Raw genomic sequence first — 15,247 nt, 5'->3', positions numbered from 1 at the left:
CCAGACGTTTGTGCTGGGCGTAGTAGGTGGAGGGGGCGATGCTGCAGCCGTGCTCGGCGAGCACGCGGCAGATCGGCTCGACGCCGCCGAAGCGGTCCCGGTGCTCGTTGATGAACGCTACGAGCGCTGGTGTGGCCGGTCGAGCTCGGCCGCGAAGAAACTCGCTGCGGCCTTCAAGATGCCGTTGGCGCGCTTGAGTTCGGCGATCTCCTTCTTCATCGCCTTGATCTGCGCGGACTCCTCCGTCGTCGTCCCCGGGCGCTGCCCGGAGTCGACCTGGTCCCGCCGGACCCAGTTGCGCAGGGTCTCGGCCGAGCCGACACCGAGCTTCTCCGCGACGGCCCGAAGCGCGGCCGACTCGTTCGGGTGGTCACCGAGAACCTCGGCGACCATGCGCACCGCACGACGCCGCAGCTCAGGCGGGTAGGAAGAGGGACGTGCCATGACTCGAATCCTTACACGAAATCGAGTCCCCACCGAACCCGGGGAGGTTCACTCCTCGGTCTGCGCTGGGAAGACCTCGACCACGTCAACGGCACCGCCAGCATCCGCCGCACCCTCCAGCGCACCCGAACCGGGGGCCTGACCACCCTCCTCACCAAAACAGTCAGCTCCGAACGCCGCATCGCCCTCTCGGGCCCCTGCCTGCTTTCACTCCGCGCTCACCGAAAGCAGTAGGCCCAGGAGAAGGAGAAGGCCGGCGCGAGCTGGGTGGACAGCGGCCACGTCTTCACCCGGCTTGATGGTCAGCCCATCGAACCTGCCACCCTCACCCGCCACTTCAACGCACTCCTTTGCCGCGCACACCTCCGCCAGATCCGCTTCCACGACCTAAGGCACTCGACCGCGACCCTCCTCCTGGAACAAGGCGTCGAACTCGTGGTCATCAAGGAACTCCTCGGTCACGCCCACATCGGCGTCACCGCCACCGTCTACGCACACGTCCGGCTCCGCCTCCAGCGCGACGCCATCGACCTCCTCGGCCGTACCCTCGGCAAGCACTCCGAGGTCACCACCAACCCAGACGACGGCGACGACCCATCGCTTTGTGCAGTACCCGTCCGCTGATGTTGCCGTCAACTACTGCCGTCAGACACCCGAGAGCACCGCAGCCGCCCCCACCGGATCAATCTCCGATGGGGGCGGCTTGCTCACTTCCGAAGACGCCAGGCAGCGCCCGAAGAAATCCTCACCCAAAGTCCGAACAATTCACCTGACGGTCTTTGTGAGCCTGATTCTATGGAGCCGATTGATACTATCGAGAAATCTGCAAGTGCATCCCAAACTCGACTGGCTCAATTCTTTCGAGCCACGAACCGGAGAAGCATTTTCCCCTGAAAGGCGCGTCAAGATTTCCGAATCACACCCACCGGCGTCTCGGAAACTAGCACGCCAAACAGGAGGGAAGCTCCAAATTCGAGAAAGTGATTCGGAAGCCCGTTGGCAGCCTTTAAGAGCCCTCTGTGTCGAGCCGCTCCGCCATGTCGAGCAAATGCTGGGGAAGCTTTGAACTGGCCGCCATTACCTCGATACCAATGAGGCACCCGCTCTCGTCGAAGTCGAGATTGATCATGCCCCCGACCTCGACGGGATCGCAGGGATACATGCGCGCCACCCGCGTGCGCACTTGCGGATCGGCGAAGTAGACATACGCCGCATTCGCCTTCTGATCGTATGTAACTCTAACGTCCGCCATGGTTAGCGCCCTCCCTGGAGGCGGTTAATGTATGCCTGGTCCACATTGGTCATCACGGTGTTTACGTTCCCGTCGACAGTCTTGGCGACAAATATCTTGGACCGGGGATCATAGTAGCCCATCTTCCACTGATCATCGTGGTAGTAAGAGAAGGGCTCTCTCCCAAGAACGGCCTGAGCATCCTCTGCCGAAACCCCGCGCCGCTCCAGGCGCTGCGTGGCATGAAGCGTGAATTCATCAACCTTACTGAACTTGATCGGGTGATGTCGGGCTGCTTGCCGGACAGCGCGCGGGTGGCTTCGGTAGTCCTGATGCGGTGAGATATCCGCAGGGCGGTGGCTTGACCGACGCCGAGAGGGCCGCGCGGGAGCGGGTCCGGCTCCAGGCCGTGGCTGGCTTCGAGAGTGGGGAGAAGAACCGGGAGATCGCCGCCGTGTTGCGGGTCTCGGAGCGGTCTGTGGAGCGCTGGCGGCGCCAGTGGCGGGAGGACGGCGAGGCTGGGGTTGCATCAAAGGGCTCGCCTGGCCGACCTCGACTGTCTGACGCGCAGATGGCAAGGCTGGAAAGAGAGTTGGATCGTGGCCCGCTGGCACACGGGTGGACCGACCAGCGGTGGACCCTGGCCCGGGTGAAGACGATGATCGGCCAGCTGTTCCACGTCTCGTACACCGTGGAGGGCACATGGCGGCTACTGCGTCGGCACGGCTGGTCGTGGCAGCAACCTGCCCGGCGCGCGATCGAGCATGATGACGATGCGGTGGAGCTGTGGAAGCGGGAGGTCTGGCCGCGGGTAAGAGCACCGCGGCGGTGAACGGAGCCTGGGTGGTCTTCGAGGACGAGGCCGGCCAGTCGATGACGCCGCCGCGCGCCAGAACCTGGGGCCGCCAGGGCGTCACCCCGGTCGTCCGCGTGCGCGGACGGGGCTCGGGCCGTGTCTCCATGGCGGGGATGACCTGCTACAAGCCCGGTGAGCGGTCCCGGTTGATCTACGCGATCCGCGAGTACCGGGGCCGCAGGGACGAGCCGAAGGGCTTCGGGTGGAAGGACTACCGCGATCTGATCATCCGCGCCCACAATCAGCTCGGCGGTCCGATCGTCCTGGTGTGGGACAACCTGCGCATGCACCTGGTCGCGCCGCTGAGGGAGTTCGCCGAGGCCAACGCCGCCTGGCTCACGGTGTTCCAGCTCCCTACCTACGCCCCGGACCTCAACCCGCAGGAAGGCGTCTGGTCGCTGGTCAAGCGGGGCATCGGCAACCTCGCTGCTGCTGACCTCAGCCAGATCACCCGCGCGGTGAAGCGCAAGCTCAAGATGCTGCAGTACCGGCCGGAGGTGATCGACGGCTGCCTGACGGCCACGGGTCTGATGCTGGAGAGCTGATGCGCTTCAGTTCTCCCAGTTTGCGTAGTCGCCCATCGCGACGTCGTCACACAGGGTCTCCCAGAACCCGTTGTGTGCCAGCGCGGTGGCGTCGAGGGTGGCAAGGAGCTCGCGAAGGTCGTCCGCTGCCTGGTCGAACCGGTCCTCCTCGTGTTCTTCGTAGAAGGGGAAGCGGGCGATAGTGGCTGCCACGCACCGGTGGAAGGCCCCCAGGTCCCGGTTCACGTGGTTGACGACCGAAGCCTCGGTGCTGGGGATGTGCACGATGAGGTACGAAGCCATATCGATGCCGATCAGCCCGAACAGACTGCAGGACCCGAAGACAACCACCCCGCCCTCGCCGAACCCGTCCAGGACTGCCGCCTCGGCCAGTGGTCGATACTCGTAGCCGATCAGTCCCGCCGGCACGCCGGTTTGCCGCAGATCGGCGGCGATCTCTGTGGGTACCTGCGGCGTGCAGCCGATCCGGACCACGGCGTACTGGGGCAACGGCAACGGCGGCAGGTCTCGAATCACGCGGACATCATCCTCGTACTCCCGCGTCGCGGGGAAGCCACAAGCCGAACCCCATCACCGAGCAGCAGACACCGACATCACGGATTCAAGTTGGGTATCTGCGCGAGTGCAACGCCAACGTCCGCCACCCCGATATCTTGGCCGCCCAGCGAAGCGAGCGCGCTCGCGTCCGCAGCGAGAAAGGACTCCGCTGGGGCGGCAGATTCGCCCTCGTCGCGTGATCAAGCGGCCCGGCGCTCACCTGTGCGATCACAGCACTAGGTACCCATTTCACCCCGGCGGGGGCACCTCCCGAAGCCCCATCTTCTCCGGCCTCTCCAGCACCAGCCGGGTGGTGTCCTCCACCAGGACCAAGGCGCCCCCGCTGGTGCGCACCGCGTCCAGTCAGCCCAGGCGGCGACACGCCAGGACGCCCGGTAGGTAGTCGTCCCACCAGTCCCGGCTGGCCAACTCCCCTTCGCGCTCGCCGAATGGACCACGGCCCGAAAGGCCAACGCGGAAGGCTCCTCCTATGCCGACATCCACTTCAACGACAGCCTCCTCGACCTGGCCCGCGCCACCGCCCTCACGTAGCTGCTGAACCGCGCCGACCGCCGACCGGCCGTGACAGCGCCGGCTGACAATGCGGGTGAAGGACGTGCGGCGTTCGTCGCCCGCACCACCGGAGCCACCGGTCGGCGACGCCGGGTTCGCTGACCCCTGCGGAGGCGTCGGCAGGCGCCACGGAGCACCAGTGGTCTGCGAGGGCGGAGAAGCTGTTCGGGGTCTTCTGGAAGAGGTTCGCGACCTCCCGCGCGGCCTGGGAACGGCAAGGCGGCGAGTTACCATCGGACTTCGGTCTCATCATGCTTTTGCCGGGGCGACGAACGTCGCCCCGAACATCGCCACCACGTGCTGCGCCCCGAGCCCGACCGTCCGCCCCCACGACAGCCGCTCGTCCGGCCGCACCACCGCCCCCGGCCGCGGCGCCCGCCCGTCCCCGTGCAGCTTCCACCCGAACCCGACCTTCATCCCGTTCCCTGTTCCACTCGACCGGACCGCCCTGGAGCGGGCTCCATGACCACATGCTGACGCACCATGATCCCCCGCCCGCGGAATCGTCCGGGTCGGTGGGCGTCGCGTCAACCGGGTCGTCGAAGAGAGGGGGCGGACGACGTCGCCGAGGTCGGTGCCGCCTGCCGGGACAGCCGGGGCTACCGCAGGTCGGTGACGGCCGAGCGCAGTTCCTCGAACGCCGCGCGCAGGTGGGGGGCGAGTTCCTCGTCGTCCCGTTCGGGGTTCCACCGCTGGTACCCCGTGGTGAAGGCGAGCACGCCGATCTCGGCCGCTATCCGCGCCGCCGGTCGGGGCACCCGCCGCCTCTCGAGCGCTTCGGCCATCGCGGCGGCGAGGCCGGCGTGCTTCTGCTCCAGGCCCTCCTGGAGCTCCCGGTTCGCCTCGACCGCCGCCCGCATCAGCGGACTGATCTCGCGGTTGAAGGGCGTCATCGCGGCGGCGGCGTGTTCCAGCCCGGCGCGCACGGCCTCCAGCGGGGTGGCCGAGGGCGGGGCGGCCTCGATGCCGTCGGCCAGCAGGCGGCCGAGCGTCTCCCGGCCCGCGGTGAGGACGTCCCGCTTGTCGCCGAAGTAGCGGTGGAAGGTGCTGCGGGTCAGGCCCGCCCGCTCGGCGATCTGGGAGACGGTGGTGGCGTCGTAGCCCTGCTCCGCGAACAGCCGCAGTGCTTCGGCTACCAGGCGCTGCCGGGCGTCGGGCTTCCATCGTGGCATGTCGCCATCGTACGTGATGCGACAGGTGGCGCATCGCGTGTACATTGATGAGACACCTGTTGCATCACTCTGGGGAGACTCCCATGCACGTGTTCATCACCGGCGGGACGGGCCTGATCGGATCCGCCGTCCTCGCCGAACTCCTCTCCGCGGGCCACCGCGTCACCGCGCTCGCGCGCTCCGACGCCTCGGCCGCGAAGGCCCGGGCGGCCGGCGCCGACGTCCTGCGCGGCAGCCTCACCGACCTGGACGTCCTGCGCGAGGGCGCCCGGAAGGCCGACGGCGTGATCAGCCTCGCCTTCGGCAACGACTTCAGCGCGCCGGACGCGTTCGTCCGGGCGATGGCCGAGGAGGCCGCCGCCGTCGACGCGCTGGGAGAGTCCCTGGTGGGCACGGACCGCCCGCTGGTCGTGGTCTCGGGCACCCCCGCCGTGCCGGGCCGGCCCGCCACCGAACAGGACGCCCTGCCCGAGGGCCCGGTCGCCGAGCGCAGCCGCACCGTGGCCCGCGCGCTCGCGCTGGCGTCCCGGGGCGTGCGCAGCTCCGCGGTGCGCATGCCGCGCACCGTGCACGACAACGGCGCCGGCGGCTTCGCCGGACTGCTCACCGAGGCCGCCCGCCGCACCGGCGTCGCGGGCTACCCGGGCGACGGCGAGCAGCGCTGGCCCGCCGTCCACGCGCGCGACGCCGCCGTGCTGTTCCGCCTCGCCCTGGAGCAGTCCCCCGCCGGCGGCGTCTACCACGCGGTCGCCGACGAGGGCGACAAGGTCCGCGACATCGCCGCGGTCATCGGTCGCCGCCTCGACCTCCCGGTCCGGCCCGTCCCGCAGGAGGACTTCGGCTTCCTCGGCCCGATCTTCGCCACCGACCAGCCCGCCACCAGCACCCGCACCCGCGCCGCCCTCGGCTGGACGCCCACCCACCCGAGCCTGCTGGAAGACCTGGAGAACATCGCACCCTGACCCCGCCGGCCCCGCCCGGACGGCGACACCCGCAGTGCGGCCGGCCGGAGCTGTCGTCCTCCGTCAGGTGGGCCGTCGACAAGGTCCGGTCCGACCGCAGCAGGACATCGCCCGGACGGTTGTGCCGTGCTGCGGTAAGCGCCCTCGCAGGGCACCGGTGCGCCGGCGCCCTGCGAGGGCTTCTGGATCGACCCTATTTCTATAGGTGATGACTTTCCCGCCTGTACGGGCTCCGGATCAGGGCCAGCCTGTGCTCGGGCCAAAGGGAGGGGCTTTCGTGGAGAATCAGTCCGTCGGTTCGACGGATCAGCCAGGCCGTCTCAAAGTTGTAGGAAAGCGCCATGTCGGCAGAGATGCCGTCGAGGAGGGCTGCTGCCAGTATGGCGATGTCGTCTTCTTGTGGAAAGGACGGTTCTTCCTTCTTGGGGCGAATCCGCACCTGGATGGAAGGGGAAATCCCGAATTTCTCTCTAATGACATCGAACGGCATTGGTTCATAGGGCGAGACCTGGATCTGTGCGCCACTCACCATGCGAGCCATGCCTCCCTCAAGGAGTTGCTCGGCGTCGAGGTGATCCGAAATCAGCCCCTTCTCCCGGAGTAGGAGGGAAATCCTGGATGCAATCTGCTGCGCAGACTCATCTGTGTCTAGGTAGATTCTATGATTGACAGACATTTTTCATCCCCTTCTGGAGTTTCATGCTAGGGAGTCGGATAGATGTAGATGAAATTTCCTCCGGCATCCTGCACTATGACCTGCTGAAGATTGGTAATCGGCCAGTCCTTGAACTGCTTTATTGGTGCAGGGATATTTACTTTTGAATCGACAGTATTTGCGATAAGCCGAAATGCTTGTCTTTCTTCGACTTTGTCCTTGGCGTATTGCCAGATGCTTGGTATATTATCCGTGCTGGGAGCGTAGCAGTCGACGATGTACCCCTCAATCCGGTAGTCCGGTTCCTTTTTGGGGTTGAGGCCCGCGTCAAGCGGGTTGTTCTCCGGGTCCGCCCTCGGTTTCTGGTGGACTTCGTATCCCTGCTTGGCCCAGTAGTCGGCCGTTTCGTTCTCCCGAGTGTGAGCCCGGACGGTCTCCGCATCGTCCTTGGGGAAGATTGCTCGGGGATCACCAGTCGGTTTGGCGTTCGGGTCGGGCACTCTGGACGGCTTCAGGGGGGTGGCGGTTCGAGCGGCTGCGCTGCCACCTCCGCCAGGATTGCTGTCGCGGGCTTCCCGTAGTGCGGTGCCGAAACTGTCCTTGAAGCGGAGTAGGCCGTCGACAAGAAATCCGGTGCCTCCGGCGATGAGTCCTCCGGCAGCGGCGAGGGCCTCCGGGACAAGTGCGCAGCCCAACCCGTCGGTGGCGAAGCAGACTATGCCGCCGGCAATGGCGAGGCCCAACCCGTCGGTGATCATCATGCCGCCGAGAATGGTTTCGGCGACGCCCTGCCATAGATCCTGATTGAGGAAGGGCTTGATGTACTGATAGCCGGTGTCGATGGCAGAGGAGAGCCAGTCGGGGATCCAGCTGTCGTTCTTCTTCTTTGCGGCTTCCTCGGCGGCCTTGCGGGCCTCTTCCTGTTCGGCGAGGAGCTTGTTGTACGCATCGTTGTATGCGCTGGTGTAGGCCTGCGCCGCGGCGAAGGCGTCCTGCCCGGCAGCCAGAGCCGCCGTTCTGGCGTCCTGCGCTGCGGAGAAGGCGGTGTCCGCGTCGATGCTGGCGGAGTACGCGGCCGACTTGGCGTTATCGGCGGAGTCGGTCGCCCGGACCACCGCTTCGGCGGCGTCCTTCTGGGCAGCTGCCGCGCTCTTCGCGGACTGGGCCGCTACGGCGGCCGAGGTCTCCGCGCTCTTGGCCGAGGCGGCCGCCTGGTTGGCGTAGGTCTGTGCCTGGGCGGCCGAACCGGCGGCCTGGTTGGCCCAGTTGTCAGCCTCGACGGCCGCGTTGCGGGCGATCGCCGCTGCCTTGCCCGCTTCGGCGGCGTTCTTCTGCGCGGTATAGGCGACGCTGGCGCTCTCTGCGATCAGCTGGTCGATCTGGGCGGCGTGGGTCGCGGCCAGCCTGTCCTCGCGCTGGGCCATGAACTGGCCGGTAGTGATGAAGCCGTGCAGCTGCGGGGCCGGGCCCTCGAGAGCGATCCGGGCCTCGGACTTCACCAACGGGGTTCCCGAGCTGACGAGTTGAGCGGCGAGGACGCGTTCGTCCTCGTAGCGGGCGGTGTACTGGCCGGTGGTGATGAAGTCCCGGTAGCCGGTGACGCCGCCCGCGTTGAGGACGGCCCGGCCGGCCGCTTGGATGCCCGGTCCGCCGGTGGAGATGATCTGCGCGACATAGACCCGCAGGTCCTCGGCGGCAGGCTGGTACTGGCCGGTCGCGACGAACCCCTTGTACTGGGCCGGGTCGCCGGTGATGGCCGCGTTCGCGGCGGCCCGCACCTCGTTGGACGGGGTGGTCATGGCGAGGTACTGGATCTGGGCCCGGTCGTTCTGCTGAGCGGCCTTCGTCCAGCCGGTGCGGACGTAGTCCACCACCGCCGCGTCATCGCCGGACAGGGCAACCTCGGCGGCTGTCTGGCTCCAGGAGCCGCGCAGTGTGAGGGTCTGCAGGGCCAACTTGCGGCCGTTCACGGCGACGGTGTGCTGGTCGGCGCCGGGCTGGGCGGCTTCGATGGCGCGCTGCGCTGCCAGGGTATCGAGGTCCTTGAGCCGCTGGCCGGCCTGAGCCTTGGTCGCGGCGTCGGCGTCGTACTTGGCCTTCAGCGTGCGGGCCTGGGCGATGCCGGCGTTGGTGCGGGCGGTCAGCTCCTCAGCCTCGACTTGCTGGGCGAGGGTGTGGACGGACTGCGCGGTGGTGACGGCCGTGGTGGCGGCGGTGGCCGCTTCCTGAGCCGCCTGGGCGTGCGCGGCGGCCTGTTGGGCGGCGGTGTTGGCGTCGACGGCGTGGTCCGCAGCCTCGTCGGCGGCCTGGGCCGCGGCGTTGGCCCGCTGGGCGGCGGAGCGCGCCGCGTCACGGGACTCGGCTGTCGTGCTCGCTGCCTTCCGGGCGAGCGAGGCGGCCGCACCGGCAGCCCGCGTGGCCGCGGCGGCGTGCGTCCTGGTCTCTGCGGCGGCGGCCGACGCCTCGTCGGAGTGCGCGCCGGCCTGGTCGGCGAGGTCGCTGGCCTGCTGGGCGGCGTCCGCGGCCGTGTTGGCGTTGTTGCCGGCGCTGGTCGCCGCGTCGGCGGCCTGACCCGCCGCGGTGGCGGCGTTCGCGGCCTGGTCGGCAGCGAGGGCGGCTGTCTCCGCGCCGTGTGCAGCCTCCCGGGCACTGGTGGCTGCCGCACGCGCGGCACCGGCCTGGCCGCGATCGGTCGCCGCGGCGCCTGCGGCGGCCTGGGCGGCACCGGTCGCGGCGGAGGCGGCCTGTTCGGCGGCGTTGGCGGCCACCCGGGCGGAGTTGTTGGCCGCCTTGGCGGCCTCGATCGCCGTGCTCGCGGCGGCTGCGGCCTGCTTGGCCGCGGCGGCGGCGTGCTGGGCGTCGCCGTTGGCGGCGGCGGTCTCGGCGGCGGCCCGCTGGGCGGCTTCCTTGGCGAGCTGGGCTGCGGCGACCGCACGGGCCGAGGCGTCTTTGGCGGCGTCGGTTTCGACGGCGGCCTGCTTGCCGGCCGCCGTGGCCTGGTCGGCCAACTGCTGGACGGTGGCGTGCTCCTGGTCGCGCGAGCGCGCCACGAACTGGCCGACCTGGAGGAACTCGGTGATGTCGGCGGCGGTGCCGCTCAGCGCCAGCCGCGCCGCGGCCCGGACGTTGCTGCCGCCGGTGGAGTAGACCTGCGCGACCTGGATCCGCTCGTCCTCGGCCCGCTTGTCGTACTGACCGTCGGACAGGAACTTGGTCCTGGCGACGCGGGCGGGCCGGTGTGGCGGACCGAGAACGGCGTGGCCGCGTTTCTCGGTGTCGTCTCCCGTTCCTGGCAGGGCGGTTGCGTGGGCGTGCCCGCCACCGAGACCCGCACCGGCGCCTACGCCACCCGCACCGACGACCTCGCGAACTGGATCTCCACCGCAGTGGCGGCCGACAGCACGCTGATCAAGGCGGGCACGAAGCTGGCGTCCGGCCAGTCGGTCACCGGTCCGGACCTGAAGCTGACCATGGGGACCAACGGAAACCTGGTGCTCACGCACAAGCAGGTGGGTGGCGGTGTGTTGTGGTCCTCGAACACCGCGGGTAACAGCGGCGCGTGGGCGCAGGTGCAGACGGACGGAAACTTCGTCCTCTACAAGTCCGACGGCAACCCGGCCAACGGCACCGGCGCCCTGTGGGGCTCCAACACCTGGGGCCAGGGCGGCGCGTTCCTCAAGCTCCAGGACGACGGCAGCCTCGCGCTGTACAAGAAGGACGCTGCCGAGACCGTCGCCAACTCGATCTGGAGCGCGACCACCTTCCGCCCCGAGAGCCGGCTCAACCCCGGCCAGCAGGTCTACACCACGACCACCCGCCTGGCCATGCAGTGGGACGGCGACCTCGTCCTGTACCGCCTCAGCGACAACACCGTCCTGTGGCACAGCAACGCCGCCGGCAACCCCAACGCCTTCCTGAAGATCCAGAACGACGGCAACGTCCTCGTCTACAGGGCCGACGGCACCACCTTGCTGTGGTCCACCGGTACGTTCTGGTCTGGCCGCGCCTACCTGAAGGCCCAGGACGACGGCAACCTGGTCGTCTACAAGGTCAACGGCGGCGAGGGCATCGGCGACGCGATCTGGGCCAGCAACACCTCCGCCTGACCCGTCCCGAACCTGCTACCGGCGGCCCCGCCGACGCCCGAGGCGTCGGCGGCACCGGGCCGGGTCAGGGGCGGCGGAGCTTGCGGAAGATCAGCCAGATCACCAGGGCGATCACCGCGATCACGATGACGGACACCAGCAGGAAGCCGATCAGGCCGCCCTTGGACTTCTTCTTTTTCTTCGCCTTGCTCTTCGCCAACTGGGTGGCGTGCTGGGCCCGTTGGCCGGTCGGGGCCTGGGGCTGGGTCTGGGTGCCGGCCGCCGGTGCGGCGGCGGGTGCCTGCTGGGCGGCGGCGGTGACCGCGGTGGTGCGCGGTGCGGCGGACGCCGTGCCGGTGGCCAGCGTGGCGCTGCCGCCCGCCAGTGCCAGGGCGAGCAGCACTCCTGCCAGACGTGTTCTCATCTGCCAACCTCGTTCCCGTCCGGCCCCCGTGGCCTGCGACCGGTTCACTGTGGCAGGTGTCGGGCGCGCCGCGACAGGGGAGGGGCGCGGCCTGTTCCCGGACTGTGACGGTGTCACCGCCCGGTCCGGCGACGGTCACGGTCGGGTCCCCGGGGGTCGGGGGCGGAAGCGGCGGAGGGGGCGGAAGGGGCGGCCGGGGGCGGAAGCGGAGGCAAACCCTCCCCAGGCGAAGGGGCGTCGACTGGCCAAGCGTCAGGCCCGTTGGGTAAAGGTGCGGTTCGGATCGTCCCGGGCCGCTTGTTGGGCATGAGCATGCCCGCCTACTGTCGAACGCCAGTCCGGTGTTGCACGGACTCCCCGGTTCGACGGCGGCCCCGAATCCCGCCGTCAGGCCCGGCCCGGCCACGCGGGCGGACACCATCCGCCGGTGCGGCCCGGCCTGCACCGCTTCCGGTCTACCCCAGCCAAGGAGGCACTTCCGCATGCGCACTTCCGCCGCAGCCCGCCGTACGGCCCTCGCCGTCGCGGGCACCGCCGCCCTCCTCCTCTCCGCCTTCACGGCCGCCGCCCCGGCGGGCGCGGCGGCCGACCCCCAGGTGTACGGCAAGGACGGCACGTCCTGGGTCAAGGCGTGCGACACCCTCGCCCACGGCGACACCGTGGCCTGTCACGCGCTGCGCGTGACCAGCACGGTGGAGGGCGTCCGGCAGCTCGGCGTCACCCCGAACGCCACCCCGTCCGGCCTCGGGCCGAGCGACCTGCTGAGCGCCTACAAGCTGCCCGCCAACGGCGGCGCCGGGACGACCATCGCGATCGTGGACGCGTACAACGACCCGAACGCCGAGTCGGACATGGCCGTCTACCGCTCCCAGTACGGACTGCCCGCCTGCACCAAGGCCAGCGGGTGCTTCAAGCAGGTCAACCAGACCGGCGGCAGCAGCCTGCCGGCGAACAACTCCGGCTGGGCGGGCGAGATATCGCTCGACCTCGACATGGTCTCCGCGATCGCCCCCAACGCCCACATCATCCTGGTCGAGGCGAGCAGCGCGACCATGGCCAACCTCGGCACCTCGGTGAACACCGCGGTGAGCCTGGGCGCCAAGTTCGTCTCCAACAGCTACGGCGGCTCGGAGTCCTCCGCCGACACCTCGTACGACTCCTCGTACTTCAACCACCCGGGCGTCGCCATCACCGTCTCCTCCGGCGACTCCGCCTACGGCGCCCAGTACCCGGCCGCCTCCAGGTACGTGACCGCGGTCGGCGGCACCGCCCTCAAGCGGGACTCCAGCGCCCGCGGCTGGTCGGAGAGCGTCTGGCTGACCAACTCCACCGAGGGCACCGGCTCCGGCTGCTCCAAGTACGACGCGAAGCCGACCTGGCAGAAGGACACCGGCTGCACCAAGCGCACCATCGCCGACGTCTCGGCCGTCGCCGACCCCGCCACCGGCGTCGCCGTCTACCAGACCTACGGCGGCAGCGGCTGGGCCGTCTACGGCGGCACCAGCGCCGCGGCCCCGATCATCGCCGGCGTCTACGCCCTGGGCGGCAACCCCTCCAGCGGCTCCAGCCCGGCGTCCTTCCCCTACGCCCACACCTCCGCGCTCTTCGACGTGACCTCCGGCTCGAACGGCTCCTGCTCGCCCTCCTACCTCTGCAAGGCCGGCGCCGGCTACGACGGCCCGACCGGCCTCGGCACCCCCAACGGCACCGCCGCCTTCACCGGCTGACGCCGCACCGCTCGGAGCGGCTCCGACCGGAGGCCGCCACCCCGCGAGCCGGGGTGGCGGCCTCCGCCGTGTCAGGTCAGGCGGCGTCGGCGAGCAGGTCGCGGACGGTGCGGGGCTCGCGGGCGAGGAGGGCGGACAGCAGCGGGTCGGTGCCCGCGAAGTGGCCCTGGGCGGCGGCCTGGTAGATGCCGAGGGTGAAGCGGGCCATGAACTCCGGTGTGCCCGAGGCCACTTGGGTGGCCACCCACTCCTCGGGACCGACGGTGACGCAGCGGACCGGGCGGCCGGACAGCTCGGCGGCCAGGTCGGCCACCTGGTGGAAGGTGGGCGCCGCGGCGGCGGTGAGGGTGACCGGGCCGTCGTACCCGCGGGCGGCCGGACCGCCGTGCCCGTCGGTGGTCGGACCGTCGTGCCCGTCGGCGCCCGGGCCGCCGTGCCCGCCGAGGGTGGCGAGGATGACCGCGGCGGCCTCGGCGGCGTCCTCGCGGGCGGTCCAGGAGACCGGGCCGTCGGCGGGGACGGTGAGGGTGCCGGTCTCGCGCCAGGGCCCGGCCAGGTGGGTGAGGCTGTGGGCGTAGAAGCCGTTGCGCAGGGCGGTCCAGGCGAGGCCGGAGTCGGCGAGCAGCCGCTCGGTCGCGGCGTGGTCGCGGGCGGGCTTGAAGGCGCTGTCGGGGTGGGCGCCCTGGTGGCTGGTGTAGAGGACGCGGCCGACGCCGGCCGCGACGGCGGCGTCGATCGCGGTGCGGTGCAGGGCGACGGCGTCCGCGCCCGGGTCGCTGGCGGAGACCAGCAGCAGTTGGTCGGCGCCCTCGAAGGCGCGGGGCAGCGAGGCCGGGTCGGCGTAGTCGCCGCGGCGCACCCGCACGCCGAGGTCGGCGAACCGCCGGGCCCGGGCGGGTTCGCGCACGGCGACGACGATCTCCGCGGCCGGGACGCGGGCCAGCAGGTGGTCGACGGTGGCGCCGTTGAGCGCGCCGGTGGCTCCGGTGATGACGATCATGGTCCACTCCACGTGTTATCGGTGTTTCGCTTTCGACGTTAGCACTGGAAATTCACCGATAACAAACGTGAGATACCATTGGAAACGTGAACGATGCCGGTCCCCGCCCCCCGCAGACCTCGCGCGACGCCGTCCGCGCCCGGCTGGTCGAGGTCGCCGCCCGGCTGCTCGCCGCCGACGGCCCCGACGCGGTCACCACCCGCTCGGTGGCGCTCGCCGCCGGCGTCCAGGCCCCCACCATCTACCGCCTCTTCGGCGACAAGGACGGCCTGCTGGACGCCGTCGCCGAGCACGGCTTCGCCACCTACATGGCGCGCAAACCGCCGGTCGACGCGGACGAGGACCCGGTGCGCGGGCTGCGCGCCGGCTGGGACCTGCACATCGGCTTCGGCCTGGTCAATCCGGCCCTGTTCCGGCTGATGCACACCACGGCGCCGAGCCCGGACGGGCGGTCCGCCGCCGAGGCCGGGCTGCGGATCCTGCGGCAGCGGGTGGGCCGGGTCGCCCGGGCCGGGCGGCTGCGCGTCCCCGAACGGCGCGCCGTCGACCTGATCCGGGCGGCCGGCACCGGGGTCGTCCTCACCCTGATCGACCAGCCCGAGGAGAGCCGCGACACCACCCTGGCCGACCTGGCCTGGGAGGCGGTCCGCAGCACTGTCCTGGTCGACCCCCGGGAACTCGCCCTCTCCGTCCCGGCCACGGCCGCGGTCACCCTGCGCGCCGCGCTGCCCGGCCTGGAGGTGTTCACCCCGCACGAGAGCGCGCTGTTCGGCGACTGGCTGGAGCGCGTCGCCGAAGCCTGAGGACGCGCCGCCGGAGTCCGCGGGCGCGCCGCCGCCCCGTTTCGACCGGCGTTCCCCGCCCGGCCACCCCTCGTGCGCCACCCCTCGTGCGCCACCCCTCGTGCACCACCCCGTACCCCCGCGTCGGCGCGCCCGGCGCGGGGGTCGTTCGACGCCCCGGTCCACGCCTTGACGGTCGTGGGTGCCCGCTCTAGATTCGCCGTGCCCGTACCGGAGTTGACGGCCCGTCGGCC

General features: G+C 70.2%; 13 protein-coding genes and 5 pseudogenes. 8 read left to right on the top strand and 10 right to left on the bottom strand.

Annotated elements, in window-relative coordinates; genetic code table 11:
* Nucleotides 1–444, bottom strand: a pseudogene (locus ACIP60_RS20330) (transposase); the annotation flags it as partial.
* Nucleotides 445–483: 39 nt separating this feature from the next.
* Here ACIP60_RS20330 and ACIP60_RS20325 point away from each other — a divergent pair.
* Nucleotides 484–1,068: pseudogene (locus tag ACIP60_RS20325) on the top strand (site-specific integrase); the annotation flags it as partial.
* Between the two features lie 382 nt (nucleotides 1,069–1,450).
* On the opposite strand, the gene ACIP60_RS20320 reads toward ACIP60_RS20325, so the two are convergent.
* Nucleotides 1,451–1,696 (bottom strand): DUF2283 domain-containing protein, encoded by a 246-nt coding sequence (locus ACIP60_RS20320; protein WP_400686364.1) that lies wholly within the window; start codon nucleotides 1,694–1,696, stop codon nucleotides 1,451–1,453.
* 316 nt (nucleotides 1,697–2,012) lie between these two features.
* Between ACIP60_RS20320 and ACIP60_RS20315 the strand changes: the two genes are divergently transcribed.
* A complete protein-coding gene (locus ACIP60_RS20315) occupies nucleotides 2,013–2,507 on the top strand; it encodes a winged helix-turn-helix domain-containing protein (RefSeq protein ID WP_400686361.1) in 495 nt (164 codons plus the stop codon).
* Nucleotides 2,504–3,076: a transposase gene (locus ACIP60_RS20310; RefSeq protein WP_400686358.1), complete on the top strand. Its 573-nt coding sequence runs from the start codon at nucleotides 2,504–2,506 to the stop codon at nucleotides 3,074–3,076. The genes ACIP60_RS20315 and ACIP60_RS20310 overlap by 4 nt, the downstream gene beginning before the upstream one ends.
* Nucleotides 3,077–3,082: 6 nt before the next feature.
* On the opposite strand, the gene ACIP60_RS20305 is transcribed toward ACIP60_RS20310, so the two are convergent.
* Nucleotides 3,083–3,592 carry an SUKH-4 family immunity protein gene (locus ACIP60_RS20305; protein WP_400686356.1) on the bottom strand — a complete coding sequence of 170 codons (510 nt, stop codon included), beginning with the start codon at nucleotides 3,590–3,592 and terminating at the stop codon, nucleotides 3,083–3,085.
* 89 nt (nucleotides 3,593–3,681) lie between these two features.
* Between ACIP60_RS20305 and ACIP60_RS20300 the strand changes: the two are divergent.
* A pseudogene (locus tag ACIP60_RS20300) lies at nucleotides 3,682–3,813 on the top strand (IS630 family transposase); the annotation flags it as partial.
* 634 nt (nucleotides 3,814–4,447) lie between these two features.
* On the opposite strand, the pseudogene ACIP60_RS20295 reads toward ACIP60_RS20300, so the two are convergent.
* Together ACIP60_RS20295 and ACIP60_RS20290 are read right to left on the bottom strand one after the other, a co-directional pair.
* Nucleotides 4,448–4,603 (bottom strand): annotated as a pseudogene (locus ACIP60_RS20295) (nitrate reductase); the annotation flags it as partial.
* Between the two features lie 182 nt (nucleotides 4,604–4,785).
* Complete coding sequence (locus tag ACIP60_RS20290; protein WP_400686353.1) at nucleotides 4,786–5,358, bottom strand: TetR/AcrR family transcriptional regulator; 573 nt, start codon at nucleotides 5,356–5,358, stop codon at nucleotides 4,786–4,788.
* Nucleotides 5,359–5,441: 83 nt separating this feature from the next.
* Between ACIP60_RS20290 and ACIP60_RS20285 the strand changes: the two genes are divergently transcribed.
* Nucleotides 5,442–6,320 carry an SDR family oxidoreductase gene (locus ACIP60_RS20285; RefSeq protein ID WP_400686350.1) on the top strand — a complete coding sequence of 293 codons (879 nt, stop codon included), beginning with the start codon at nucleotides 5,442–5,444 and terminating at the stop codon, nucleotides 6,318–6,320.
* 199 nt (nucleotides 6,321–6,519) lie between these two features.
* Here ACIP60_RS20285 and ACIP60_RS20280 read toward each other — a convergent pair whose 3' ends face one another.
* From ACIP60_RS20280 to ACIP60_RS20270, 3 genes and pseudogenes are all read right to left on the bottom strand, one after another.
* Nucleotides 6,520–6,996 carry a SitI3 family protein gene (locus ACIP60_RS20280; RefSeq protein ID WP_400686348.1) on the bottom strand — a complete coding sequence of 159 codons (477 nt, stop codon included), beginning with the start codon at nucleotides 6,994–6,996 and terminating at the stop codon, nucleotides 6,520–6,522.
* A gap of 26 nt (nucleotides 6,997–7,022) precedes the next feature.
* Nucleotides 7,023–10,025: a chemotaxis protein gene (locus tag ACIP60_RS20275; protein WP_400686400.1), complete on the bottom strand. Its 3,003-nt coding sequence runs from the start codon at nucleotides 10,023–10,025 to the stop codon at nucleotides 7,023–7,025.
* Between the two features lie 51 nt (nucleotides 10,026–10,076).
* Nucleotides 10,077–10,478, bottom strand: a pseudogene (locus ACIP60_RS20270) (hypothetical protein); the annotation flags it as partial.
* On the opposite strand from ACIP60_RS20270, the gene ACIP60_RS20265 reads away from it, so the two are divergent.
* Complete coding sequence (locus ACIP60_RS20265) at nucleotides 10,446–11,081, top strand: hypothetical protein (RefSeq protein ID WP_400686345.1); 636 nt, start codon at nucleotides 10,446–10,448, stop codon at nucleotides 11,079–11,081. The pseudogene ACIP60_RS20270 and the gene ACIP60_RS20265 sit on opposite strands and share 33 nt — an antisense overlap.
* 64 nt (nucleotides 11,082–11,145) lie before the next feature.
* Here the strand turns inward: ACIP60_RS20265 and ACIP60_RS20260 are convergent, their stop codons facing one another.
* Nucleotides 11,146–11,484, bottom strand: coding sequence for a hypothetical protein (locus ACIP60_RS20260; protein ID WP_400686343.1), 339 nt, complete (start codon nucleotides 11,482–11,484; stop codon nucleotides 11,146–11,148).
* 482 nt (nucleotides 11,485–11,966) lie between these two features.
* Here ACIP60_RS20260 and ACIP60_RS20255 point away from each other — a divergent pair, with 482 nt between their 5' ends.
* Nucleotides 11,967–13,211, top strand: a complete 1,245-nt coding sequence (locus ACIP60_RS20255) for a peptidase S8 (protein ID WP_400686341.1) — start codon at nucleotides 11,967–11,969, stop codon at nucleotides 13,209–13,211.
* Nucleotides 13,212–13,287: 76 nt separating this feature from the next.
* Here ACIP60_RS20255 and ACIP60_RS20250 read toward each other — a convergent pair whose 3' ends face one another.
* Nucleotides 13,288–14,211 carry an NAD(P)H-binding protein gene (locus ACIP60_RS20250; RefSeq protein ID WP_400686339.1) on the bottom strand — a complete coding sequence of 308 codons (924 nt, stop codon included), beginning with the start codon at nucleotides 14,209–14,211 and terminating at the stop codon, nucleotides 13,288–13,290.
* Nucleotides 14,212–14,297: 86 nt separating this feature from the next.
* Here ACIP60_RS20250 and ACIP60_RS20245 point away from each other — a divergent pair, with 86 nt between their 5' ends.
* Nucleotides 14,298–15,014 carry a TetR/AcrR family transcriptional regulator gene (locus ACIP60_RS20245; RefSeq protein ID WP_400686336.1) on the top strand — a complete coding sequence of 239 codons (717 nt, stop codon included), beginning with the start codon at nucleotides 14,298–14,300 and terminating at the stop codon, nucleotides 15,012–15,014.
* Nucleotides 15,015–15,247 lie beyond the last annotated feature (233 nt).

This window comes from Kitasatospora sp. NPDC088783, assembly GCF_044750705.1.
In the GTDB taxonomy this organism is placed as follows: domain Bacteria; phylum Actinomycetota; class Actinomycetes; order Streptomycetales; family Streptomycetaceae; genus Kitasatospora; species Kitasatospora fiedleri.
This window is presented reverse-complemented; position numbering and strand designations above follow the sequence as displayed.